Origin of the sequence: Klebsiella sp. GG_Kp175, assembly GCF_040062325.1 — a bacterium.
Lineage (GTDB): Bacteria > Pseudomonadota > Gammaproteobacteria > Enterobacterales > Enterobacteriaceae > Klebsiella > Klebsiella quasipneumoniae.
The window spans coordinates 1-23,193 of sequence record NZ_JBEAFX010000004.1; the positions used below are offsets into that span (position 1 = coordinate 1).

Annotated in this window: 20 protein-coding genes and 1 tRNA gene; 8 read left to right on the plus strand and 13 right to left on the minus strand. The window is 59.9% G+C overall.

Annotation, left to right across the window (positions count from 1 at the left end; genetic code table 11):
* Positions 1-146 precede the first annotated feature (146 nt).
* From rutG to rutA, 7 genes are read right to left on the minus strand one after another with little or no spacing between them, the layout of a single operon-like run.
* A complete protein-coding gene (gene rutG / locus ABLU73_RS08620) occupies positions 147-1,469 on the minus strand; it encodes a pyrimidine utilization transport protein G (RefSeq protein ID WP_004204500.1) in 1,323 nt (440 codons plus the stop codon).
* 21 nt (positions 1,470-1,490) lie between these two features.
* Positions 1,491-1,985: an NADH-dependent FMN reductase RutF gene (gene rutF / locus ABLU73_RS08625; protein WP_012968592.1), complete on the minus strand. Its 495-nt coding sequence runs from the start codon at positions 1,983-1,985 to the stop codon at positions 1,491-1,493.
* 10 nt (positions 1,986-1,995) lie between these two features.
* The gene (locus ABLU73_RS08630; RefSeq protein ID WP_264923437.1) at positions 1,996-2,586 is read right to left on the minus strand and encodes a malonic semialdehyde reductase; all 591 of its coding nucleotides are present in this window, start codon (positions 2,584-2,586) and stop codon (positions 1,996-1,998) included.
* Positions 2,583-3,386, minus strand: coding sequence for a pyrimidine utilization protein D (rutD, locus tag ABLU73_RS08635; protein WP_049093322.1), 804 nt, complete (start codon positions 3,384-3,386; stop codon positions 2,583-2,585). The genes ABLU73_RS08630 and rutD overlap by 4 nt, the downstream gene beginning before the upstream one ends.
* Positions 3,383-3,775, minus strand: a complete 393-nt coding sequence (gene rutC / locus ABLU73_RS08640; protein ID WP_004204505.1) for a pyrimidine utilization protein C — start codon at positions 3,773-3,775, stop codon at positions 3,383-3,385. The genes rutD and rutC overlap by 4 nt, the downstream gene beginning before the upstream one ends.
* A complete protein-coding gene (gene rutB, locus ABLU73_RS08645; protein WP_004204506.1) occupies positions 3,768-4,478 on the minus strand; it encodes a pyrimidine utilization protein B in 711 nt (236 codons plus the stop codon). The genes rutC and rutB overlap by 8 nt, the downstream gene beginning before the upstream one ends.
* Positions 4,478-5,569: a pyrimidine utilization protein A gene (gene rutA, locus ABLU73_RS08650; protein WP_004204507.1), complete on the minus strand. Its 1,092-nt coding sequence runs from the start codon at positions 5,567-5,569 to the stop codon at positions 4,478-4,480. Before rutA ends, rutB begins: the two co-directional genes overlap by 1 nt.
* A 284-nt stretch (positions 5,570-5,853) precedes the next feature.
* Between rutA and rutR the strand changes: the two genes are divergently transcribed.
* The gene (gene rutR / locus ABLU73_RS08655; protein ID WP_004204508.1) at positions 5,854-6,492 is read left to right on the plus strand and encodes an HTH-type transcriptional regulator RutR; all 639 of its coding nucleotides are present in this window, start codon (positions 5,854-5,856) and stop codon (positions 6,490-6,492) included.
* Here rutR and ABLU73_RS08660 read toward each other — a convergent pair whose 3' ends face one another.
* Both ABLU73_RS08660 and putA read right to left on the minus strand, forming a co-directional pair.
* Positions 6,493-6,888, minus strand: a complete 396-nt coding sequence (locus tag ABLU73_RS08660) for a lysozyme inhibitor LprI family protein (protein ID WP_017901106.1) — start codon at positions 6,886-6,888, stop codon at positions 6,493-6,495.
* A 179-nt stretch (positions 6,889-7,067) separates the two neighbouring features.
* Entirely contained in the window at positions 7,068-11,030 is a 3,963-nt protein-coding gene (putA, locus tag ABLU73_RS08665; RefSeq protein WP_064178139.1) for a trifunctional transcriptional regulator/proline dehydrogenase/L-glutamate gamma-semialdehyde dehydrogenase, read from the minus strand.
* A gap of 420 nt (positions 11,031-11,450) precedes the next feature.
* On the opposite strand from putA, the gene putP reads away from it, so the two are divergent.
* On the plus strand, positions 11,451-12,959 hold the full coding sequence (gene putP, locus ABLU73_RS08670) for a sodium/proline symporter PutP (protein ID WP_004147889.1): 1,509 nt from the start codon (positions 11,451-11,453) through the stop codon (positions 12,957-12,959).
* Positions 12,960-13,093: 134 nt separating this feature from the next.
* Positions 13,094-13,528, plus strand: coding sequence for a DUF3574 domain-containing protein (locus ABLU73_RS08675; RefSeq protein WP_004204513.1), 435 nt, complete (start codon positions 13,094-13,096; stop codon positions 13,526-13,528).
* Positions 13,529-13,559: 31 nt separating this feature from the next.
* Here the strand turns inward: ABLU73_RS08675 and ABLU73_RS08680 are convergent, their stop codons facing one another.
* Positions 13,560-14,744, minus strand: coding sequence for a nucleoside transporter C-terminal domain-containing protein (locus ABLU73_RS08680; protein ID WP_004204514.1), 1,185 nt, complete (start codon positions 14,742-14,744; stop codon positions 13,560-13,562).
* A 270-nt stretch (positions 14,745-15,014) separates the two neighbouring features.
* Between ABLU73_RS08680 and efeU the strand changes: the two genes are divergently transcribed.
* The 4 genes from efeU to phoH all read left to right on the plus strand — a co-directional run bounded on the left by efeU (position 15,015) and on the right by phoH (position 19,605).
* Positions 15,015-15,845 carry an iron uptake transporter permease EfeU gene (gene efeU / locus ABLU73_RS08685; RefSeq protein ID WP_004204515.1) on the plus strand — a complete coding sequence of 277 codons (831 nt, stop codon included), beginning with the start codon at positions 15,015-15,017 and terminating at the stop codon, positions 15,843-15,845.
* Between the two features lie 51 nt (positions 15,846-15,896).
* A complete protein-coding gene (efeO, locus tag ABLU73_RS08690; protein WP_017901109.1) occupies positions 15,897-17,024 on the plus strand; it encodes an iron uptake system protein EfeO in 1,128 nt (375 codons plus the stop codon).
* 4 nt (positions 17,025-17,028) lie between these two features.
* The gene (gene efeB / locus ABLU73_RS08695) at positions 17,029-18,312 is read left to right on the plus strand and encodes an iron uptake transporter deferrochelatase/peroxidase subunit (RefSeq protein ID WP_264923436.1); all 1,284 of its coding nucleotides are present in this window, start codon (positions 17,029-17,031) and stop codon (positions 18,310-18,312) included.
* A gap of 504 nt (positions 18,313-18,816) precedes the next feature.
* On the plus strand, positions 18,817-19,605 hold the full coding sequence (gene phoH / locus ABLU73_RS08700; RefSeq protein WP_002898923.1) for a phosphate starvation-inducible protein PhoH: 789 nt from the start codon (positions 18,817-18,819) through the stop codon (positions 19,603-19,605).
* A 562-nt stretch (positions 19,606-20,167) separates the two neighbouring features.
* Here phoH and ABLU73_RS08705 read toward each other — a convergent pair.
* The 3 genes from ABLU73_RS08705 to ABLU73_RS08715 form a co-directional block, all read right to left on the minus strand.
* Positions 20,168-20,255: transfer RNA gene (locus tag ABLU73_RS08705), tRNA-Ser, on the minus strand.
* 145 nt (positions 20,256-20,400) lie between these two features.
* Positions 20,401-21,078, minus strand: a complete 678-nt coding sequence (locus tag ABLU73_RS08710) for an isochorismatase family protein (protein ID WP_004204521.1) — start codon at positions 21,076-21,078, stop codon at positions 20,401-20,403.
* Positions 21,079-21,096: 18 nt separating this feature from the next.
* Entirely contained in the window at positions 21,097-21,957 is an 861-nt protein-coding gene (locus ABLU73_RS08715; protein ID WP_043523224.1) for a pirin family protein, read from the minus strand.
* 114 nt (positions 21,958-22,071) lie between these two features.
* Between ABLU73_RS08715 and ABLU73_RS08720 the strand changes: the two genes are divergently transcribed.
* Complete coding sequence (locus ABLU73_RS08720; protein WP_004204523.1) at positions 22,072-22,977, plus strand: LysR family transcriptional regulator; 906 nt, start codon at positions 22,072-22,074, stop codon at positions 22,975-22,977.
* Positions 22,978-23,193: the final 216 nt, after the last annotated feature.

The following is a 23,193-nucleotide window of genomic DNA, read 5'->3' on the forward strand; positions in this document are numbered from 1 at the left end:
CTGTCGTTAATTTATTCACCATTGTTGCTGAAACTGCCGGTGCTGACGGCCTCAACATCGCTGAGACGTTCCCGGCAGGCCGGATGGCGGTATAAATGCCTTATCCGGCCCACCCGCTCCCTGCGCCAACGCCGCGCTAATGTGGCTTAAACCGGCGTTACTCTGGCCTCCTTCGCCTCCCGCGTCCCGCGATGAAGCAGCGCGTGCAGCAGGATCGCCCCGAAGGTGGCGGTACCAATCCCGCCCAGCGTAAAGCCGCCCAGCGACAGCGCGAAATCGCCGGCGCCCAGCACCAGGGTCACAGACACCATGATCAGATTGCTGTTCTGGCTGAGGTCGACGCGGTTTTGCACCCAGATCCGCGCCCCGGCGACGGCGATCAGGCCAAAGACCACGATCGAGGCGCCGCCGATCACCGGCCCGGGAATGGTGTGGATTAATGCGCCGAACTTCGGCGAGAAACCCAACAGCATGGCAATCAGCGCCGCGGCGACAAACACCAGCGTTGAGTAGACCTTGGTCACCGCCATGACGCCGATGTTCTCCGCATAGGTAGTGACCCCGCTGCCGCCCACCGAGCCGGAGAGCATGGTCGCCAGACCGTCGCCGACGAAGGCGCGCCCCATGTATGGATCCATATTGCGCCCGGTCATCCCGGCGACGGCCTTCAGGTGCCCGAGGTTCTCGGCCACCAGGATCACCGCGACCGGGGCAATCAACATCATCGCCTGGCCGTTAAAGGATGGGGGGGTAAAGTGCGGCAGCCCGAACCACGCCGCCTGGGCGAGGGGGGAGAAGTCCAGCGGTTTGCCGAGGCCAAAACCGTTAGCCAGCAGGGCGTACAGCGCGCAGGCGACGATCAGGCCGACCAGGATCAGCAGACGCTGCAGCATTCCGCGGGTAAATACCGCCACTATGCCGATACAGAGCACGGTCAACACCGCCATCCAGCTGTCGAAAGCGCTGGCGGACACGCTGCGCACAGCAATCGGCGCCAGGTTCAGGCCGATAGCCATCACCACCGCCCCGGTCACCACCGGCGGCATCAGGCGCTCGATCCAGCGGGTGCCGATCTTCATCACCACCAGACCGATCAGGGTGTAGACCAGCCCGCAGGCGATGATCCCGCCAAGGGCGACGCTCAGATGAGGGTTGAGCCCCTGGCCATTAAAGCCGGTAATGGCGATCACCACCCCGACAAAGGCGGCGCTCGAGCCGAGATAGCTCGGCACCCGTCCGCCGGTGACGACAAAGAACAGCAGGGTGCCGACTCCCGACATCAGTATCGACAGGTTAGGGTCGAGCCCCATCAGCAACGGCATCAGCACCGTCGCGCCGAACATCGCAACGGCGTGCTGCACGCCCATCACCAGCGTTTGCCCGGCCGATAAGCGTTCATCGGGCGCGACGACGCCGGATTCGGCGGCGGGGGAGGTCAGCTTCCAGCGAGGAAAATCGAAGAGTGCCATGATGATATCCCGGGTTAGAGGTTAACAAGCGGGTCGCATAAGCGTGTGATAGCCGCGGTCAAACCACATCAGACCCCGGGGTTCCGGGTGACGGGTAATGGCCACGACGTGACAAAACAGGATGTCGTGCGTGCCGACGCTGACGCGCTGGTCGATGCGGCAGTCAAAGCTGACCAGCGCCGCCTCCAGCCGCGGGCAGCCGGTGGCGCCGGTCTGCCAGTCGGCGGCAGCAAAGCGCTCGTCCATCGCCGTTTTTCCGCCAAACAGCGTCGACAGCGCCTCCTGTCCCGCCGCCAGGGTATTGACGCACAGCGTGTGATGTTCGCTGAACACCGGCCACACCGAGGCCGAGCGGTTCAGGCAGACCAGCAGGGTCGGCGGCGTGTCGGTAACGCTGCAGACCGCGCTGGCGGTAAATCCCGCCCGGCCCGCCGGGCCATCGGTGGTAATAATGTTAACCGCGGCGCCGACGTGGGCCATGGCGTCACGGAAACTCGCTTTGTCCGCTAACTCCATCGTAAACTCCTTATGCCAGCAGGCAGGCTTCATCAAAGGACAGACGCGGCAGGCGGCCGTACAGTTTGCCGGGGTCGCCATAGCCGATGTTCACCAGCAGGTTGCTTTTCCAGCCGTTGTCGGCGAAAAACGCCGCATCGACTTTTTCCCGGTCGAAGCCGGACATTGGCCCGGTGTTGAGACCCAGCGCCCGGCAGGCGAAAATCAGATATGCCGCCTGCAGGGAGCTGTTGCGAAACGCGGTCTCCTCCGCCAGCTGCGGGCTGGAGGTGAACCAGCTGCGGGCGTCACCGTGGGGAAAGAGGGTCGGTAGCCGGTCGTAAAAGGCGCTGTCCCACGCCACGATGGCGGTCACCGGCGCCTGCATGGTTTTTTGCAGATTGCCGCTGGAGAGCGTCGGGCGAAGTTTCTCTTTGCCTTCCGCGCTGCGCACAAACACGATGCGCGCCGGCGAACAGTTGGCGGAAGTCGGCCCCATTTTCATCAGGTCCCAGACTGCCTGCAGCTGCGCATCGCTCACTGGCTTATCCAGCCAGCCGTTGTGGGTTCGGGCCTGGGTAAACAGCGTCTCGCAGGCCGTCTGGTTTATCGCGTCGTTCATCGGGTCTCCGTGGCGACCGGCAGCATAGCGGCCAGCCCGTCGCGTAAAATGGTATTAAAGGTATCGGCGTCGGTGACGTTACAGGCATGGCCGCCCCATGGCATTTCCACGTGCTGGCTGCCGGAGATAGCCGTCTGCAGCACGCGGGAGCAGGAGGCCGGGACCAGCAGATCGTCAGCGGCGCTGATAATCAGCGTCGGGCAGGCGATGGCCGCCGCGCGACGCGAAAAATCAGCCTGCTTCAGGGCCTGCAGCCGCTTCAGCAGGTTCTCCTTGCCCTGAAAATGGCTGATGGCAAGCGCATCTTCCGCTTCGAGGCGCGGCAGGCGCGCGGCCATCCATTCCGCCGGGTAGAGAAACAGCGGCTGTGCTTCGACCCACGCCTGCGCGCCGCCGGCATGCAGCAGACGCTCGCGCACCAGGAAGCAGCGGCGGGTGTGCGGCGACAGCGACAGCCAGCCGTTGACCAGCACCAGGGCGCTCACCGCCTCGGGGCGATCGAGCGCCAGCTGCAGGCCAATTAGCGCCCCCAGCGCGTGGCCCACCAGCGCGAATCGGGCGATCCCCGCCGCCTGCAGAGCGCTGAACAGCTCTCCGGCCATCGTCGCCATGCTGTAGTCGGCGGGCAGCGGACCGGCGTTCTCCCCGGTCCCGTTATGGTCATAACTCACCAGCTGATACTGTTCCTCCAGCGCCGCGCGCTGCGCCAGCCAGTAGCCGCCGCCGCCGCCCAGACCGGCGCTGAGGACCACCACCGGCGCGCCGGGCCATGGGGCTGGAGCAATATTGAGCCTCATCATGTCGGGGTGCCGATATGGGCGACGCTGGCGATTTCCACCAGCGCATCGGGCTTCACCAGACCGCACTGAATGCAGAAGCGCGCGGGTTTATCGCCGGGGAAAAACTCGGCGTAAACCTCGTTAATCGCGGCGTAATTTGTCCAGTCGGTGATAAAGATGCTGTTGAAAGTCACATCCGCCATACTCCCGCCCGCCGTTTCGATAACGCTCTTGATGGTCTCCAGCACGTGGCGGGTTTGCGCCTTTGGGTCGCCGATGTGCACCACATTATTTTGCTTATCAAACGGCAGAGTGCCGGAGACGTAGACCACGCCATCGGCGAGCGTCCCCGGAACAAAGGGGGCAATCGGCGTGGTAGTGCCTGGCGGAATGATCACCTGTTTAGGCATAACGTTTCTCCTTGGCTAAAGACAGCGGGGTGGCAGGGGATAGCGCGCGGCAGAAGCTCTCGACGTCGCTGACCCAGCCGAAAAAGGTTTCAATATTGAACAGCGCTGCCTGCTGGGCGAAGGCCGGGCCGGCCTGATGGGTGGCATCCTCCAGCACTACGCCGAAGTATTCGAGGAAGAAGCCATCGCGCAGCGTCGATTCGACGCAGACGTTGGTGGCGATCCCGGTGAACACCAGGTGGCGTATACCGCGGCTGCGCAAAATGCTGTCGAGCGGGGTGTTAAAGAAGCCGCTGTAGCGCGGTTTCGGCAACACGATGTCGCCTTCCTGCGGCGTCAGTTCGTCCACCAGCTGATAATCCCATCCGCCTTTCGCCAGCAGCTTGCCCTGCAGCTCCGGGCGCTGACGCATCGTTTTCAGCGCATTGGACTTGTGGTAGTTCGGCGAGCCCGGGCCGCCGGCTTCAACATACTGGTCATCCCAGCCATTCTGGAACCAGATAATCAGCATGCCCGCGGCGCGGGCGGCGGCGACGGCGGTATTAATATTGTCGATAACCGGTCGGGTGGCGGAGACGTCAAAGCCGGCAAGATCCAGATAGCCGCCCTGGCTGGCGTAGGCGTTCTGCATATCGACAACAATCAGCGCGCTCTGCTGCGGCGCGAAGGTCAGGGATTCCGGGCGAGCGGGAAGGGTAATCATCAGGCCACCTCACGGGTAACAGGAGCAATGTGGTCCCGGCAGCGCATCAGCGGCTGAATGCGTTCGCCAAAGGCGTCGATGCCGGCAAGAAAATCATCAAAGGTCAGCAGCACGCCGTCGGTGCCGGGCACGCTCGCTACTTCATCAAGCATACGGGCGACGCTGGCATACGATCCGACAAGGGTGCCCATGTTGATATTGACCGCCGAGGTTGGGTCGGCCATCTGGCGCACGTTGGTATCGCTGCCGGAGCGGGTGTCTTTCTGACTCTGCTCGGTGAGCCACGCCAGCGCTTCTTCATCGGCGCCCGCTTTGTAGTGCTCCCATTTGGCGCGCGCCGCTTCGTCGGTTTCGTCGGCGATCACCATGAACAGCACATAGGAGCCTACGTCACGGCCGGTTTTTTCCGCCGCCTGCATCATGCGCGCTGCGGTCGGCGCGAAGGCCGTCGGCGTGTTGACCCCTTTGCCAAAGCAGAAGTTGTAGTCCGCGTGCTGGGCGGAGAAGGCCATACCGGCGTCGCTCTGCCCGGCGCAGATCACCTTCATCGGCTGCGAAGGGCGCGGGCTGACCCGGCAGTCGTTCATGGTGAAGTAATCGCCTTTGAAATCGCTGCGCCCGGTGCCCCACAGGTCGCGTAGCACCTGAACGTATTCGGTGAGATAGTCATAGCGGCTGGCGAAATAGTCATCCCCCGGCCACATGCCCATCTGGTCATATTCCGGTTTTTGCCAGCCGGTCACCAGATTGACGCCAAACCGGCCGCCGGAGATGGAATCGATGGTGGAGGCCATCCGGGCGACGATCGCCGGCGGCAGCGTAAGGGTGGCGGCGGTGGCGTAGATCTGGATCTTCGAGGTCACCGCGGCCAGGCCGGCCATCAGGGTGAAGGACTCCAGGTTGTGATCCCAAAATTCTGTTTTCCCGCCGAAGCCGCGCAGCTTGATCATGGAGAGCGCGAAGTCGAAATGGTAGTGCTCGGCTTTCTGCACGATAGCCTTATTCAGTTCGAAGGTCGGCATATACTGCGGGGCATGGGTGGAGATCAGCCAGCCGTTGTTGCCAATGGGAACGAAAACACCAATTTTCATACCTACCTCTCTACAGTCATGGAAGATGGGTTGCGGTGGTGCGGCATCCTGCCTCTCCCTGGACCACCTCGCAGAACAGGTAAAGCAAACGCGATGCCAGTTTTATAAATGCTAATGTTATTAATGTGTTGCTATTGGGTTGCTAAAAAGGACGATAAAAAAGTGGACTGGATGGTCAAAATCAGTGCACGAAAAAACGGCAGTCATGCGCAATCAGGGTGCATGGGGTCGTGTCGGCGAAGGGCTTTTGCTATGCTGGTGGCGTCAACTGAAGGAGAGGATGTATGGCACAGGGCGCGGTGAAGAAAAACGGCAAACGTTCACAAGCGGTCAGCGCCAAAAAGGAGGCCATCCTGGCCGCCGCGCTGGAGGCATTTTCGCAATTTGGTATTCACGGTACGCGGCTGGAGCAGGTAGCTGAGCGCGCCGGGGTGTCGAAAACCAATCTGCTTTATTACTACCCTTCGAAAGAGGCGCTGTACGTGGCCGTTCTGCAGCAGATCCTCGCCATCTGGCTGGCGCCGCTGAAGGCCTTTCGCGAGGATATCAGCCCGCTGGTGGCGATCCGCGAGTATATTCGCCTGAAGCTGGAGGTGTCCCGCGATCACCCCCAGGCCTCGAAGCTCTTCTGTCTCGAGATGCTGCAGGGCGCGCCGCTGCTGATGGGTGAGCTGACCGGGGATCTGAAAGCGCTGGTCGATGAGAAATCGGCGATTGTCTCCGGCTGGATCGACCGCGGCAAGCTGGCGCCGGTCGATCCGCAGCATTTAATCTTTATGATCTGGGCCACTACCCAGCATTACGCCGACTTCGCCACCCAGGTAGAGGCGGTCACCGGCGCCACGCTGCAGGACGCGGCCTTTTTTGAGCAAACGGTCGATAATGTCCAGCGGATGATTATCGAAGGCATTCGCGTCCGTTAGTTAATTGGCCGGCGGCAGCGGGCAGCTTTGATCGCCGTCCTCGCACTGCAGCAGCGAGGCGAGGAAAGATTCCCGCTCCACGCTCTTATCGGTCATGCACTGGCTCAGCAGCATCGGCTGCATGCTGCCGCCTTCGGCGCCGGACGCGAGGAAGGCGCAGTCGGCGTCGCGCAGAGCAATCCATGCCTGCTGCGCCTGTTTCAGTAATGTCTGCTGTTTACCCACCGCCCGCTGCAGAGCCTGCTGCCAGGTGTCGTTCAGTTTTTTGTCGGCCGCCTGAAACTGCGCGGCCGCGCACTGATTCATTTCGGTTTGGGTGTTGGCGTTGCTGCACTCGTCCGCCAGCGCCGCGCCGCTGGCCAGCAGGGCCGCCACGGCAAATAACATGCGTTTCATTGTTCTGCTCCCATAAAAAAGGCTCCCGTCAGGGAGCCCTAATTAAGCACAGCTGACGTCGGCTGTCATTAGCTGATCGCATCGCAGATAGCCCGGATGGCGGCGCACAACGCCTTATCCGGGCTACCCTTTACGGTGTTATGTAGCCCCGGTAACACAGCGCCACCGGGGGGCCCGGGTTAGCCGATGGTCATCAGGCTGGCGTTACCGCCTGCCGCCGCGGTGTTGACGCTCAGCGAACGCTCAATATACAGCCGCTCCAGCAGCAGATTGGTTTCGCCGCGGGCGAAGCCCTGCACGGAGACAATCGCCCCGTCGCGCGCCGCCACCTGCTCGCACAGCTCGCGCAGCTGGTCGGAATCGCCGTGATAGATAACCGCGTCGAAGGCCTGACCGGGCAACTGATCCGCTTTGGCAAAACGGATCCGCTCGCTGACTTCCCGCGGCAGTTTCTTCGCCAGATCGCGCTGCAGGGCGCTGTCCGGCCACAGCACTTCACAACCGACCGCCAGCACAGCCGCCAGCTGGATCAGCGCATCCTGCTCATTATCCGCCACGCACAGCACGCGCTCGCGGGGCATCAGCGTCAGGGTGTTGCGCTCGCCGGTTGGCCCCGGCAGCAGGCGTTGGGTACCGCTTTGCGCCTGCTCGCTGTACTGCTGGCACAGCGCCTGCAGCTCAGGTCGGCCCGCCGCCCACTGCTGCAGCGCCTGCAGTGGTTTTTCCAGCAGCGTTTTCAGCTGGGCGTCCAGCGGACGCTCTGCATCCTGGCGGGCGAAGGTCACGCCAACGGCGCCCTGCGGACGGCTGGAAAGCAGACGGTAAAGGTACAGCGGGCCGCCGGCTTTTGGACCGGTACCGGACAACCCTTCGCCGCCGAACGGCTGCACGCCGACCACGGCGCCAACCATATTGCGGTTGACGTACAGGTTGCCCACCTTCGCGCTGCCGGTGACCTGGGCGATGGTCTCGTCGATGCGGGTATGCACGCCGAGGGTCAGGCCGTAACCGGAGGCGTTAATCTGCTCCACCAGTTTATCCAGCTCGTTACGGTTATAGCGCACCACGTGCAGCACCGGGCCGAAAACCTCTTTTTTCAGCTCGTCAAAGCTGTCGAGTTCGATAAGCGTCGGCGGCACGAAGGTCCCGTGGTTCCATTCGCGGGCGTCTTCGCTATTCTCGCGCACCGCCTGATAGACGGTGCGGCCTTTGGCGCGCATCGTCTGAATATGGCGTTCGATATTCTCTTTCGCTTCTGCATCGATAACCGGACCGATATCGGTGGTCAGGCGGCCCGGATTGCCCATGCGACACTCGCTCATCGCGCCGCGCAGCATGGTTAAGGTGTGGTCGGCTACCTCTTCCTGCAGGCAGAGGACGCGCAGGGCGGAGCAGCGCTGGCCGGCGCTGTCGAATGCGGAGGCCAGGACGTCGATCACCACCTGCTCGGTGAGCGCCGACGAGTCGACGATCATCGCGTTCATCCCGCCAGTTTCGGCGATCAGCGGCGTCGGGCGTCCCTGAGCGTCGAGGCGGCTGGCGATATTGCGTTGCAGCAGGGTGGCCACTTCGGTGGAGCCGGTGAACATCACGCCGCGCACGCGCTCATCGGATGTCAGCGCGGCGCCGACGGTTTCCCCGCGGCCCGGCAGCAGTTGGATCACCCCTGGCGGCACGCCGGCTTCCAGCAGGATCGCCACGCCCTGGGCGGCGATCAGCGGCGTCTGCTCGGCCGGTTTCGCCAGCACGCTGTTGCCGGCCGCCAGCGCGGCGGCAATCTGCCCGGTGAAGATCGCCAGCGGGAAGTTCCACGGGCTGATACAGACCACCGGACCCAGCGGACGGTGGGTTTCATTATCGAAATCGTCGCGCACCTGGCCGGCATAGTAGTGGAGGAAGTCAACGGCTTCGCGCACTTCGGCGATGGCGTTGCTGAAGGTTTTACCCGCTTCGCGCACCAGGATCCCCATCAGGGTCGGCATCTGGCTTTCCATCAGCACCGCGGCACGCTCGAGAATGGCGGCGCGCTCCTGCGGCGGGGTGGCGAACCAGATTGGCGCGTTGTTGATAGCGCTGGTCAGCGCCTGCTGCACTTCGTCATCGCTGGCTTCGCGGACGTAGCCGACAATGTCCTTTGGCTCAGCCGGGTTGACTACCGGCTGCGTCTCGCCTTCGGCTACCGGCTGCTCCAGCATCGGCAATGCCTGCCATTTATGCAGGGCGCTGTTGAGCAGGGAAGAGGAGAGGGAGGCCAGACGATGCTCGTTAGCCAGATCCAGACCGGCGGAGTTGCTCCGGCCGCTGCCGTAGAGATCGCGCGGCAGCGGGATTTTCGGATGCGGCAGGCCGGCCTGGCCTTCCTGCTGCGCCAGTTTTTCTACCGCGCTGACCGGGTCGGCCACCAGCTCGTCCAGCGGCAGGGTATTGTCCGCAATACGGTTGACGAAGGAGGTATTGGCGCCGTTCTCCAGCAGACGACGCACCAGATACGCCAGCAGCGTCTCGTGGGTGCCCACCGGGGCGTAGATCCGGCACGGCCGGTTCAGTTTGCCGTCGGCGACTTTGCCCACCACCTGCTCGTACAGCGGTTCGCCCATGCCGTGCAGGCACTGGAACTCATACTGGCCAGGGTAGTAGTTCTGGCCCGCCAGCTGGTAGATAGCCGCCAGGGTATGGGCGTTGTGGGTGGCGAACTGCGGATAAATCAGGTTCGGCACCGCCAGCAGCTTTTTCGCGCAGGCGAGATAGGAGACGTCGGTGTAAACCTTGCGGGTGTAGACCGGATAGCCTTCGAGACCTTCCATCTGCGCGCGTTTGATTTCGCTGTCCCAGTAGGCGCCTTTCACCAGACGGATCATCAGGCGACGGCGGCTGCGGGTGGCGAGGTCAATCAGGTAATCAATGACAAACGGACAGCGCTTCTGGTAGGCCTGAATCACGAAGCCAATCCCGTTCCAGCCCGCCAGCTCCGGCTCGAAGCACAGTTTTTCCAGCAGGTCGAGTGAGATCTCCAGACGGTCCGCCTCTTCGGCGTCGATGTTAATGCCGATGTCATACTGGCGCGCCAGCAGGGTCAGCGATTTCAGACGCGGGTAGAGCTCTTCCATCACCCGGTCATACTGGGCGCGGCTGTAGCGTGGGTGCAGAGCCGACAGCTTAATGGAGATGCCCGGCCCTTCATAAATGCCGCGGCCGTTAGAGGCTTTGCCGATGGCGTGGATCGCCTGCTGATAAGAGACCATATAGGCCTGGGCGTCGGCGGCGGTCAGGGCCGCTTCGCCTAGCATGTCGTAAGAGTAACGGAAACCTTTATCTTCCAGCTTGCGGGCGTTGGCCAGCGCTTCGGCGATGGTTTCCCCGGTGACGAACTGTTCGCCCATCAGTCGCATCGCCATATCCACGCCCTTGCGGATCAGCGGTTCGCCGCTCTTGCCGATGATGCGGTTCAGCGAGCGGGAGAGGCTGGTTTCGTTGTGGGTGGAGACCAGTTTGCCGGTGAACAGCAGCCCCCAGGTGGCGGCGTTGACGAACAGCGACGGGCTGCGGCCAATGTGCGACTGCCAGTTGCCGTTGCTGATTTTGTCGCGGATCAGCGCATCGCGGGTGGCTTTATCCGGAATACGCAGCAGGGCTTCCGCCAGACACATCAGCGCCACCCCTTCCTGTGAGGAGAGGGAGAACTCCTGCAGCAGACTCTGCACCATGCCGGCGCGGCCGCTGGCGGTCTTCTGGTTGCGTAGTTTTTCCGCCAGTTGATACGCCAGCTTATGCGCCTGCTCGCCCAGCGGCTGCGGCAGTCGGGCCTGCTCCAGCAGCATCGGCACCGCGTCGGTTTCCGGGCGACGCCAGGCGGCGGTGATCGCCGCGCGGCTTACCGACTGCGGCAGGATCTGCTCGGCGAATTCGAGGAACGGCTGATACGGCTCTTCCGTTAATACGCTGGCGTCATCGCTTTCGTTGGCGGCCCCGGAGAGCAGCGCCGGTAGCTCGGGCAGCGTCTCATCGTTCTCCAGTTTTTCCAGATAATTGAAGATGGCCTGCTTAATCAGCCAGTGCGGCGTGCGGTCAATGCGGCTCGCGGCGGACTTAATGCGCTCGCGGGTTGCGTCGTCAAGCTTAACACCCATGGTGGTGGTGCCCATGCTCAAAACTCCTGTCATTTATCGTTAGCTTATGCGGTTGCATGGAAATATCCACTATGTTGCAACTTTGTGCAACCATGTTAATTATGGCTTGTGACGAAAGCCGTGAAATGGCGGATTTGTTAAAAATAATGCCTAAAATAGCAGAATTTTAACCCCGGGCTCATAGGGTATTTGTATGCGTGAGTTAACACTTTTGTTTGGTGCAACCTTTAAAAACGTGAGAGAGTGCAACCTCTCGCAAATTGACGTTTTGCGCCGTCGGATTTTCGTGTAAATGCTGTGTTAAATCGTTTGTGAAAAACCGAAGCTTCCGTCAGGATACGGTCGCCCAATTAAACAATGCGCCATTACCCCGTTCCGGTAGTGGAAAAAAACGACGAAGTTGGACGCTGTCGATAAAAATTCTGGAGACTTTGCATGGCTATTAGCACACCGATGCTGGTGACATTTATTGTTTATATTTTTGGTATGGTATTGATAGGGTTTATTGCCTGGCGTTCGACCAAAAACTTTGATGATTATATTCTCGGGGGGCGGAGTCTGGGGCCATTTGTGACCGCGCTTTCCGCCGGCGCCTCGGACATGAGCGGTTGGCTGCTGATGGGCCTGCCGGGTGCCATTTTCCTCTCCGGGATTTCCGAAAGCTGGATTGCCATCGGCTTAACGTTGGGGGCGTGGATTAACTGGAAGCTGGTCGCCGGGCGCCTGCGCGTGCATACCGAGGTGAATAATAACGCCCTGACGCTGCCTGATTATTTTACCGGCCGTTTTGAAGATAAAAGCCGGGTGCTGAGAATTATTTCGGCGCTGGTTATTCTGCTGTTCTTTACTATCTATTGCGCCTCGGGAATTGTGGCGGGGGCGCGTCTGTTTGAAAGCACCTTTGGCATGAGCTATGAAACCGCGCTGTGGGCCGGCGCGGCGGCGACAATTATCTATACCTTTGTCGGCGGCTTCCTCGCCGTCAGCTGGACGGATACCGTGCAGGCCAGCCTGATGATTTTCGCGCTGATCCTTACCCCGGTAATCGTGATTATATCCGTCGGCGGTTTTGGCGATTCGCTGGAAGTCATTAAGCAGAAGAGCATCGAAAATATCGACATGCTGAAAGGGCTGAACTTCGTGGCGATTATTTCGCTGATGGGCTGGGGACTGGGCTATTTCGGTCAGCCGCATATTCTGGCGCGCTTTATGGCGGCGGATTCGCACCACAGCATCGTCCACGCGCGTCGCATTAGTATGACCTGGATGATCCTCTGCCTCGGCGGGGCGGTGGCCGTCGGCTTCTTTGGCATCGCTTACTTCAATAACAACCCGAGCCTGGCGGGCGCGGTTAACCAGAACGCCGAACGCGTGTTTATCGAGCTGGCGCAAATCCTGTTTAACCCGTGGATTGCCGGGATCCTGCTGTCGGCGATTCTGGCGGCGGTGATGTCCACCCTGAGCTGTCAGCTGCTGGTTTGCTCCAGCGCGATTACTGAAGATCTGTATAAAGCCTTCCTGCGCAAAAACGCCGGTCAGAAAGAGCTGGTCTGGGTGGGCCGTATGATGGTGCTGGTGGTTGCCCTGGTGGCCATTGCCCTGGCGGCCAACCCGGAGAACCGCGTGCTGGGTCTGGTGAGCTATGCCTGGGCCGGTTTCGGCGCCGCCTTTGGCCCGGTGGTGCTGTTCTCGGTGATGTGGTCGCGTATGACCCGTAACGGCGCGCTGGCCGGGATGGTGATTGGCGCCCTGACCGTGATCGTCTGGAAGCAGTTTGGCTGGCTGGGCCTGTATGAAATTATTCCGGGCTTTGTCTTCGGCAGCATCGGGATTGTGGTCTTTAGTCTGCTGGATAAAGCGCCGTCAGCCAGCATGCAGCAGCGCTTCGCTGAAGCGGATGCCCACTACCATACGCCGCCGCCGGTACGCGCCACGGCTGAGTAAGCTCATCTGACGCTCACGAGCCCGCCGCTGGCGGGCTTTTTATTGCCTGTTGCCGGGCCGGAATATTATAACCCTTGCTAATTATTTGAAAATCCGCTGATATTTCCTGACTAATAACAATGAGGATAGCAAAGATGACGTTCAGACAGGGTGTAATGGCGCTGGTGCTGGCAGGGTTACTCAGCGGCTGCGCGGCGGGTGGAAGTTCATCGACCAGCGCGCCGAAGCCCGGCGCCTGCCCGGCGGATCAGTCCATGGTGCAAACCACGCTTTACTTCGGTCTGAGCCGCCCGGCGGGGAAAGACATCACCGCTGAAGAGTGGCAACAGTTTGTCGACCGCGACGTCACGCCGCGCTTTCGCGACGGGCTGACGGTGTTTGATGCCCACGGCCAGTGGCTTGGCCAGAATGGTCAGGTGGTGCGGGAGCAGAGCAAGGCGCTGATGGTGATCCATGGCCACGACGCGCAGAGCGAGACCGGTATTGAGGCCCTGCGCGAGGGCTATAAATCGCGCTTCGCGCAGGAGTCGGTGATGCGTGTCGACCAGCCGGTCTGCGTGCAGTTCTGAGTAAACGGCGGGGGCAGCCCCGCCGTTTGTCTTACAGCACCAGCCCGGCGAAGCTGGCGGAAAGCAGGCTCACCAGCGTGGCGCTAAACACCAGCCGCAGGCCGAAGCGGGAGACGATATTGCCCTGCGGTTCATTCAGGCCTTTGATCGCCCCGGCGATAATGCCGATTGAAGCAAAGTTAGCAAACGACACCAGGAAGACCGAGAGAATGCCGAGCCCGCGCGGCGTCATGCTGGCGGCAATCTTTTGCAGCTCAATCATCGCCACAAATTCGTTAGCGACCAGCTTGGTGGCCATGATGCTGCCGGCGTTCAGCGCATCGCTCAGCGGAATGCCGATAAGCCAGGCTAACGGATAGAAGACGTAGCCGAGGATCTGCTGGAAGCTGAGGCCAAACAGGGTAGCGAACAGCGCGTTAATGGCGCTGATCAGGGCGATAAAGCCGATCAGCATCGCCAGAATAATCATCGCCACTTTAAAGCCGGCCAGAATATATTCCCCGAGCATTTCAAAGAAACTCTGTGATTCATGCAGCTTCTCCAGCTTTATTTCCTGCTCGCTGCCCGGCCGCGTCGGGTTAATCACCGACAGCACGATAAAGGTGCTGAACATATTCAGGATCAGCGCCGCGACGACATATTTGGCGTCCAGCATGGTCATATAGGCGCCGACGATCGACAGCGATACGGTCGACATGGCCGTCGCCGCCATGGTGAACAGACGCCGTGAGGAGAGGTCGCCCAGTACGCCTTTGTAGGCGATGAAGTTTTCCGACTGGCCGAGGATCAGGGAGCTGACGGCGTTAAAAGATTCCAGCTTACCCATGCCGTTGACCTTCGACAGCAGGGTGCCAATCACGCGAATAAAAATCGGCAGGATCCGCCAGTGCTGGAGAATACCAATCAGCGCGGAAATAAACACAATCGGACACAGGACGCCAAGAAAAATAAAGGCTAAGCCTTTTTCGCTCATGCCGCCAAAGACGAAATTGGTCCCTTCGGCGGCAAAGCCTAACAGCGAAGCAAAAAAGCCGGAAATATTTTTTACCAGCCACAGGCCGCTTTCGGCGTGCAGGAAAAAGAAAGCGAGCGCTATTTCTATAATAATCAACTGAAGAATATAACGAATACGAATTTTTTGTCTGTCGTAGCTGACAAGCCAGGCCAGGGCGAGGATCACCGCCAGCGCCAGCAGGAAATGAAAAAATGCAGTCATGTTGTTCTTTTCGCAGGTCAATAAGGCCGCCATTTAGCCATAGCCGCCGCGACGGGTAAATATCTGGCGTAAAAAATCCTTTGCTTATTCTTTTCCCTCATACCAGGCGAATATTTTCATAAGTCATTATTTGCCAGCGATTTATTTACAGATAGTCATCATTCTCTAAACATTTCGCTTGTGTTTCTGAGTATTGTAATGATAATCACTATCATAAATATTACCTGTTTTTGCATTCGTTGACGGTGCTTTACATTTAAGGGTATTGGCATGTTTGTCCCATTTCTCATTATGTTACGCGAAGGCCTGGAGGCGGCGCTGATTGTCAGCCTGATCGCCAGCTATCTGAAACGCACCCAGCGCGGCAACTGGATTGGCGTGATGTGGATTGGCGTGATCCTCGCAGCGGCGCTGTGTCTTGGCTTAGGCATCTTTATCAACGAAACCACCGGGGAATTTCCTCAGCGCGAACAGGAGCTGTTCGAAGGGATCGTCGCGGTCATTGCGGTGGTGATCCTGACGTGGATGGTCTTCTGGATGCGCAATGTCTCACGCAACGTCAAGCAGCAGCTGGAGCAGGCCGTGGATAAGGCGCTACAGCGCGGCAATCACCACGGCTGGGCGCTGGTGATGATGGTCTTTTTCGCGGTCGCCCGTGAGGGGCTGGAGTCGGTCTTCTTCCTGCTGGCGGCATTCCAGCAGGACGTTGGCATCTGGCCGCCGCTGGGGGCGATGCTGGGGCTGGCCACGGCAATCGTGCTGGGTTTCCTCCTCTACTGGGGCGGTATCCGTCTCAACCTTGGCGTGTTCTTCAAATGGACCAGCCTGTTTATCCTGCTGGTGGCCGCTGGCCTGGCGGCGGGGGCGATCCGCGCCTTCCACGAGGCGGGCCTGTGGAACCTGTTCCAGGAGACCGCCTTCGATCTGAGCACTGTGCTGTCGACGCATACGCTGTTCGGCACGCTGCTGGAAGGGATCTTCGGCTACCAGGAGACGCCAAGCGTCAGCGAAGTGGCTGTCTATCTGCTTTATCTGATCCCGGCGCTGGTGCTGTTTGCGCTGCCGCCGCGAAATAATACGACTGCCTCGCGGGCTGCCTGACCGGGCGCTGCGAGCTTATAAGCGACACTCTACTTACCGAAAGGGATGATCATGATGATTCATTTTCGCCGTAATGCGCTGCGGGTGACCGTGGCCGCGCTGCTCAGCTCTGCATTCGGTGCTCAGGCTGCGGATATCCCGCAGGTCAAAGTCACCGTCAACGACAAACAGTGCGAGCCGATGCAGGTGACCGTTAACGCGGGTAAAACCCAGTTTATTATTCAGAACCACAGCCAGAAAGCGCTGGAGTGGGAGATTTTGAAAGGGGTGATGGTGGTGGAAGAGCGCGAAAACATCGCGCCGGGCTTTACCCAGAAGCTCACCGCAAACCTGCAGCCGGGCGAATATGACATGACCTGCGGTCTGCTCACCAACCCGAAAGGCAAACTGATCGTCACCGGCGCCGCCACCAAAGACGCGGCGAAAGCGGATGCGGTGCTGAGCCTCGGCGAAGCGATCACCGCTTATAAAGCCTATGTGACGGCGGAAACCGCGCAGCTGGTCAGCGGCACCAAAGCCTTTACCGACGCGGTGAAAGCTGGCGACATCGAAAAAGCGAAAGCGCTGTACGCCCCGACGCGCCAGCATTATGAGCGCATTGAGCCGATTGCTGAGCTGTTCTCTGACCTTGACGGCAGCATCGACGCCCGCGAAGACGATTTCGAGAAAAAAGCGGAAGATCCGAAATTCACCGGATTCCACCGTCTGGAAAAGGCGCTGTTTGGCGATAACAGCGTCAAGGGCATGGAAAAATATGCCGATCAGCTGAACAGCGATGTGCTGGAGCTGCAAAAGCGCATCAGCGAGCTGGCGTTCCCACCGTCAAAAGTCGTGGGCGGGGCGGCAGGATTAATTGAAGAAGTCGCAGCCAGCAAGATCAGCGGTGAAGAAGATCGCTACAGCCATACCGACCTGTGGGACTTCCAGGCCAATATTGACGGCGCGCAGAAAATTGTCGATCTGCTGCGCCCGCAGCTGCAAAAAGAGAACAGCGCACTGCTGGCTAAAGTGGACGCCAACTTTAAGAAAGTGGACAGTATCCTCAGCAAATACCGCACCAAAGAGGGTTTCGAAACTTACGATAAGCTGACCACCGCTGACCGTAATGCGCTGAAAGGGCCGATCACCACCCTGGCGGAAGATCTGGCTCAGCTGCGCGGGATCCTGGGTCTGGACTGAGTCGATGGCACAACAGAAACCACACGACGTGAACGAGCCGTCACGTCGTCGCTTACTGAAAGGGATCGGCGCGCTTGGCGGCGCGCTGGCCATCACCGGCGGCTGCCCGGTGGCGCATGCGGCAAAAGCGGAAAGTTCCCCCGGGACGCTCACACCTGACGCGCGCCAGGAAAAACAGCCATTCTATGGCCGGCATCAGGCGGGTATTCTGACGCCGCAGCAGGCCTCGATGATGCTGGTGGCATTCGATGTGCTGGCGTCAGATAAAGCCGACCTCGAGCGTCTGTTTCGGCTGCTGACCCAGCGTATCGCCTTTTTAACCCAGGGCGGCCCGGCGCCGGATACGCCTAATCCGCGTCTGCCGCCGATGGATTCCGGCATCTTAGGGCCGTGGATTGCCCCGGATAATCTGACCATCACCGTCTCGGTCGGCCATTCGCTGTTTGATGAGCGCTTTGGTCTCGCGGAAAAAGCGCCGAAAAAGCTGCAGCCGATGACTCGCTTCCCCAATGATTCACTGGATGCCGCCCTGTGCCATGGCGACCTGCTGCTGCAGATCTGCGCCAATACTCAGGACACGGTGATCCACGCCCTGCGCGATGTCATCAAACATACGCCGGATTTGCTCAGCGTGCGCTGGAAGCGGGAAGGGTTTATCTCCGATAGCGCGGCGCGCAGCAAAGGCAAAGAGACCCCCATCAACCTGCTGGGTTTCAAAGACGGCACTGCTAACCCGGCGAGCCATGACAGCGCGCTGATGGATCAGGTCGTGTGGGTCACGGCGGATCAGGACGAGCCGGCCTGGGCGGTGGGCGGCAGCTATCAGGTGGCGCGCATCATCCAGTTCCACGTCGAGTTCTGGGACCGGACGCCGCTCAAGGAGCAGCAGACCATCTTCGGCCGCGACAAGCACACCGGTGCGCCGCTGGGGATGAAAAACGAACACGATACCCCGGATTACAGTAAAGATCCTAACGGCGAGACGATCGCGCTGGATAGCCATATTCGTCTGGCCAACCCTCGCACGCCGGAAACCCAGTCCAGCCTGATGATGCGCCGCGGCTACAGTTATTCGCTGGGAGTCACTAATGCCGGGCAGCTGGATATGGGGCTGTTGTTCGTTTGCTATCAGCACGATCTGGAAAAGGGTTTTCTGACGGTGCAGAAACGGCTTAACGGCGAGGCACTGGAGGAGTACGTTAAACCTATCGGCGGGGGCTACTTCTTTGTTTTACCCGGCGTGGTGGATGATAAGCACTACCTGGGACAGACGCTGCTGCAGGCCTGATACCGACCCTGTCCGCAAGGGCAGGGCGTTTTCTGCTGTTTTTCTCTTTTTTATTATATTTCCTGCCATGTGTTATATTTCTGTAATACAAATGACCGATAGTCTCCTACACTTGCTTAAGAACTATTTGTTGCGTCATTGTGAAAAATAAGTTGCATTAAGAATCTTTTTTGATGTACTTATTACATACGCGGTAGTTCCCGGCAGTGTGACGTTTCACTATGGAGATCGCGAATGGTAAGGTCCCGTACCGGACAACGTAAAACCACAGACCGTACTCTTCAGCACGGAAGCCCCGCTTCCGGCAGTGATTTTCTCACTCTTTCTCCCTCCGTTTCGAATTATTACCACCTTGGCAGGGTACGCGGTGCGCGTAGCCGCGACTCGTTGTCAGTTCTACCGGCAAGCAATGGCTTACAAGGAAGCCAAACCTCAATCGTTCGTGCGCATAGTCGCGTCGATGTTGACGCGTGTGATGTAAACCTACAACGCAAGGTGCTATCCATGGGAAGACAAAAAGCAGTGATCAAAGCTCGTCGTGAAGCAAAACGTGTGCTGAGACGGGATTCACGCAGCCATAAGCAGCGTGAAGAAGAATCGGTCACATCGCTTGTGCAAATGAGTGGCGTAGAAGCAATTGGCATGGCGCGGGACAGCCGTGATACTTCCCCAATTGAGGCGCGCAATGAGGCTCAGGCGCATTATCTGAATGCCATCGACAATAAACAGCTGATTTTCGCCACCGGCGAAGCCGGATGCGGCAAGACCTGGATCAGTGCGGCGAAGGCAGCTGAAGCGCTGATCCATAAGGATGTGGACAGAATTATTGTTACCCGTCCCGTTCTGCAGGCCGACGAAGATCTCGGCTTCTTACCGGGAGATATCGCCGAGAAGTTCGCGCCCTATTTCCGACCGGTTTACGACGTGCTGGTGAAAAGGTTGGGGGCTTCCTTTATGCAGTACTGCCTGCGTCCGGAAATCGGCAAGGTGGAAATCGCGCCGTTCGCCTATATGCGCGGACGTACTTTTGAAAATGCGGTGGTGATTCTGGACGAGGCCCAGAACGTGACCGCAGCGCAAATGAAGATGTTTTTAACCCGCCTCGGGGAGAACGTGACGGTCATCGTCAATGGCGATATCACCCAGTGCGACTTGCCCTCAGGGGTGCGGTCCGGCCTGAGCGATGCGCTGGCGCGTTTTGAGGAAGACGAGATGATCGGCATCGTGCGTTTCACCACCGATGACTGCGTGCGCTCGGCCCTCTGCCAGCGGACGCTGAAAGCCTATTATTAATCGTCATACTGTGAGCAAGGCCCGGGCGAGCCCGGGCTTTGTTGTTTTTGGAGGGCCTTCCGGCGGCGCTGCGCATAGCGGGCTACCTGGCGGGTACGGTCTGGTAGCCCGGGAGAGGCATTGATGCCGACCCCGGGGATGTCTGCGGTGCCACATGCGAAAAAAAGCCCGTACTTGCGTACGAGCTCTTCTTAAAATATGGCGGTGAGGGGGGGGATTGACTCGCTTCGCTCGCCCCTGCGGGGCAGCCCGCTCGCGGGCTCGCGGTCTGTCCAACTGGCTGCGCCAGTTGTCGAACCCCGGTCGGGGGTTCTCATCCCCCCCGGCGGAGAATATAAAAGAAAAGAGCCCGTACTTGCGTACAGGCTCTCATCTCGAATATGGCGGTGAGGGGGGGATTGACTCGCTTCGCTCGCCCCTGCGGGGCAGCCCGCTCGCAGGCTCGCGGTCTGTCCTACTGGCGTTGCCAGTAGTCGAACCCCGGTCGGGGGTTCTCATCCCCCCGGTGGGTGCCACATGCGAAAAAAAAGCCCGTACTTGCGTACGAGCTCTTCTTAAAATATGGCGGTGAGGGGGGGATTCGAACCCCCGATACGTTGCCGTATACACACTTTCCAGGCGTGCTCCTTCAGCCACTCGGACACCTCACCATATTGTCTTGCTGCTCACCTTGGGTGGGCAACGGGGCGCTACTATAGGGAGTTGCGTTAAAACGGTCAAGCATATTTTCTTCTTTCTTTACCGACCGCTCACGCAATGAACAATGCCCCGCTGCGACGCAGTGGGGCGGGTGTTTTAGCGCTGGGAATCAAGCTGTTCGTTATTCTTCACCACGTCCTGCGCTTTGCTGTAGCTTTCAATCAGCAGCTGGTAGGCCGGGAAGACTTTGGTGTACACCTCCGCCCATTCTGCTGCGTCCGGGCGATTCCAGGTGCGCTGCAGCTCAGAGGCGACGGCGGCGGTATCCATCGGCACTACGCCAGCCTGTACCACGCGAGCCAGGGTGATCTCCTGCGCCATTTTGCTGTAGGTGCCGGAAGCGTCAATCACGGCAAACACTTTATAACCGTCGGCGACGGCGGCAATCGCCGGGAAGGCCATGCAGACGCTGGTGATGGTCCCGGCGATAATCAGCGTTTTACGACCGGTCGCTTTCACCGCGGCGACGAATTCCGGGTTATCCCAGGCGTTGATCTCGCCTTTACGGGCGATGTATTGCGCATGCGGCGCGTTCTCATGAATCTCCGGGATCAGCGGACCATTCGGCCCCTGCGGCACGGAGGCGGTGGTGATCACCGGGATCCCGGCAAGCGAGGCCATCTTCGCCAGCGCGGCGGCGCGAGCGCGCAGCTCTGGCATTGGCATATCGCCGACGGTCTGGAACAGACCGCTCTGGTGGTCAATCAACAGCATTGCGGTATCGTTAACATCAATCACCGGACGAGCACCGTTAAAGTTAGCGGGAGTAGACATAGTATTCACCTCAATCAGTTAGATTTGGCCAAAGCGGCCGCTGTTAAAATCGCGAACGGCTTCTGCGATCTGCGTTTTGTTATTCATGACAAAGGGGCCATAGCCCACAATCGGCTCCTGCAGCGGTTCGCCGGCCATCAGCAGAACTTTTGCCTGGGCGGTCGCCTCCAGATGCAGTGCGTCTCCTGCCTGGCTCAGGACGGCGAGCTGTCCTTCGCGGGCGGATTCGGAACCGTTGATGATCACTTCCCCTTCCAGTACCACCAGCGCGGTACTCCAGCCTTCCGGCTGGCGCAGCGTGAGGTCGCGCCCCTGATTCAGCTGCATATCCCACACGTTAAGCGGTGAGAAGGTATGGGCCGGGCCGCTGACGTCGTCATACTGGCCGGCAATAACCCGAACCTGTCCGGCGCCATTCGTCAGCGCGACGGTGGGGATCGTCCCGGCGGTAATGCTCTGGTAGCCGGGGGGCGCCATTTTGTCTTTGGCGGGCAGGTTGACCCACAGCTGGATCATCTTCAGCTCGCCGCCGCTGCGGGTGAAGGCCTCCGAGTGGAACTCTTCGTGCAGGATCCCGGCGCCCGCCGTCATCCACTGCACGTCGCCTGGACCAATCACCCCGCCACGGCCGGTGGAGTCACGATGTTCTACCTCTCCGGCGTAGACGATGGTGACGGTTTCGAATCCGCGATGCGGATGCTCACCGACGCCGCGTTTATCGCTGCCCGCCGGGAAGGTGTACGGCCCGGCATAGTCGAGCAGTAAGAAGGGGCTCAGCTGCTGGCCGTGCGTCTGATAGGAAAACATCGAACGAACCGGGAAGCCGTCGCCTACCCAATGCTGCGCGGGCGCGGTGTAGACTCCTGTAATCTGTTTCATGGCTTTCTCCTGTGTATCGGTATCTGATGTGAATAAGCTTATATCCGGGACGACATGTGCGGTAGTAAGCAAAAATGGCCTATACTGTTCCAAAAATGGAACAATGGAGGAAGGATGCAGGATCTCAATGACTTCGCCTGGTTTGTCCAGGTCGTGGACCATGGCGGTTTCGCCGCGGCAGGGCGAGCGCTTGACCAGCCGAAATCCAAGCTCAGCCGCCGCATTGCGCAACTCGAGGAGCGGCTGGGCGTGCGTTTGATTCAGCGAACCACTCGCCAGTTCGCGGTTACCGAGGTCGGGCAGACCTTTTATCAGCATTGCAAAGCGATGCTGATAGAGGCCGAGGCGGCGCAGCAGGCGGTCGACACGCTGCGCGCCGAGCCGCGCGGCAGCGTCAGGATCACTTGTCCGGTCACCTTGCTGCATGTCCATATTGGACCGATGCTGGCGCGATTTATGGCGCGCTATCCCGGGGTCACTTTGCATCTTGAGGCGACCAACCGCCGGGTGGATGTGGTCGGGGAGGGCATTGATGTGGCGATCCGCGTCCGGCCCCGGCCTATCGAGGACAGCGATTTGGTAATGCGCGTGCTGGCGGACCGAGGGCACCGGCTGGTGGCCAGTCCGGAGCTGATTTCCCGGCTCGGACGTCCGCAGGCGCCGTCTGAGCTGAGCGCCTGGCCTGGGCTCAGCCTGGGGGCGAACAAGCATCAGCATAAATGGCAGCTTACCGGGCCTGAGGGGGCAAGGGCGGAGGTGTATTTCACGCCGCGAATGGTGACCACCGATATGCTGGCGCTGCGCGAGGCGGCGATGGCCGGCGTAGGGGTGGTGCAGCTTCCTTTATTAATGGTGCGCGATCAGCTGGCGTCAGGGGAGTTAGAGGTGGTACTGGATGAGTGGCAGCCGCGGCGGGAAGTGATCCATGCGGTATTTGCCTCACGGCGCGGGCTGCTGCCCTCCGTCAGGGCGTTGGTGGATTACCTCAGCGAAGAGTATCAGCGAATGGAAGAGGATTAGCTTCGGGATTGGCTTTTCTCGGGGGGCTCTCCCCGGCGGAGAATATAAAAGAAAAGAGCCCGTACTTGCGTACAGGCTCTCATCTCGAATATGGCGGTGAGGGGGGATTGACTCGCTTCGCTCGCCCCTGCGGGGCAGCCCGCTCGCGGGCTCGCGGTCTGTCCAACTGGCTGCGCCAGTTGTCGAACCCCGGTAGGGGGTTCTCATCCCCCCCAG

What these genes read in the sequence shown, in the direction of transcription:
- putP (WP_004147889.1), top strand. Translation starts at nt 11,451, where the DNA reads ATGGCTATTAGCACACCGATGCTGGTGACATTTATTGTTTATATTTTT.
- efeB (WP_264923436.1), top strand. Translation starts at nt 17,029, where the DNA reads ATGGCACAACAGAAACCACACGACGTGAACGAGCCGTCACGTCGTCGC.
- rutA (WP_004204507.1), bottom strand. Translation starts at nt 5,569, where the DNA reads ATGAAAATTGGTGTTTTCGTTCCCATTGGCAACAACGGCTGGCTGATC.
- rutB (WP_004204506.1), bottom strand. Translation starts at nt 4,478, where the DNA reads ATGATTACCCTTCCCGCTCGCCCGGAATCCCTGACCTTCGCGCCGCAG.
- ABLU73_RS08715 (WP_043523224.1), bottom strand. Translation starts at nt 21,957, where the DNA reads ATGAAACAGATTACAGGAGTCTACACCGCGCCCGCGCAGCATTGGGTA.
- ABLU73_RS08680 (WP_004204514.1), bottom strand. Translation starts at nt 14,744, where the DNA reads ATGACTGCATTTTTTCATTTCCTGCTGGCGCTGGCGGTGATCCTCGCC.
- rutG (WP_004204500.1), bottom strand. Translation starts at nt 1,469, where the DNA reads ATGGCACTCTTCGATTTTCCTCGCTGGAAGCTGACCTCCCCCGCCGCC.
- phoH (WP_002898923.1), top strand. Translation starts at nt 18,817, where the DNA reads ATGGGAAGACAAAAAGCAGTGATCAAAGCTCGTCGTGAAGCAAAACGT.
- efeO (WP_017901109.1), top strand. Translation starts at nt 15,897, where the DNA reads ATGATGATTCATTTTCGCCGTAATGCGCTGCGGGTGACCGTGGCCGCG.
- rutD (WP_049093322.1), bottom strand. Translation starts at nt 3,386, where the DNA reads ATGATGAGGCTCAATATTGCTCCAGCCCCATGGCCCGGCGCGCCGGTG.
- ABLU73_RS08660 (WP_017901106.1), bottom strand. Translation starts at nt 6,888, where the DNA reads ATGAAACGCATGTTATTTGCCGTGGCGGCCCTGCTGGCCAGCGGCGCG.
- rutF (WP_012968592.1), bottom strand. Translation starts at nt 1,985, where the DNA reads ATGGAGTTAGCGGACAAAGCGAGTTTCCGTGACGCCATGGCCCACGTC.
- rutR (WP_004204508.1), top strand. Translation starts at nt 5,854, where the DNA reads ATGGCACAGGGCGCGGTGAAGAAAAACGGCAAACGTTCACAAGCGGTC.
- efeU (WP_004204515.1), top strand. Translation starts at nt 15,015, where the DNA reads ATGTTTGTCCCATTTCTCATTATGTTACGCGAAGGCCTGGAGGCGGCG.
- ABLU73_RS08710 (WP_004204521.1), bottom strand. Translation starts at nt 21,078, where the DNA reads ATGTCTACTCCCGCTAACTTTAACGGTGCTCGTCCGGTGATTGATGTT.
- ABLU73_RS08720 (WP_004204523.1), top strand. Translation starts at nt 22,072, where the DNA reads ATGCAGGATCTCAATGACTTCGCCTGGTTTGTCCAGGTCGTGGACCAT.
- rutC (WP_004204505.1), bottom strand. Translation starts at nt 3,775, where the DNA reads ATGCCTAAACAGGTGATCATTCCGCCAGGCACTACCACGCCGATTGCC.
- ABLU73_RS08675 (WP_004204513.1), top strand. Translation starts at nt 13,094, where the DNA reads ATGACGTTCAGACAGGGTGTAATGGCGCTGGTGCTGGCAGGGTTACTC.
- ABLU73_RS08630 (WP_264923437.1), bottom strand. Translation starts at nt 2,586, where the DNA reads ATGAACGACGCGATAAACCAGACGGCCTGCGAGACGCTGTTTACCCAG.
- putA (WP_064178139.1), bottom strand. Translation starts at nt 11,030, where the DNA reads ATGGGCACCACCACCATGGGTGTTAAGCTTGACGACGCAACCCGCGAG.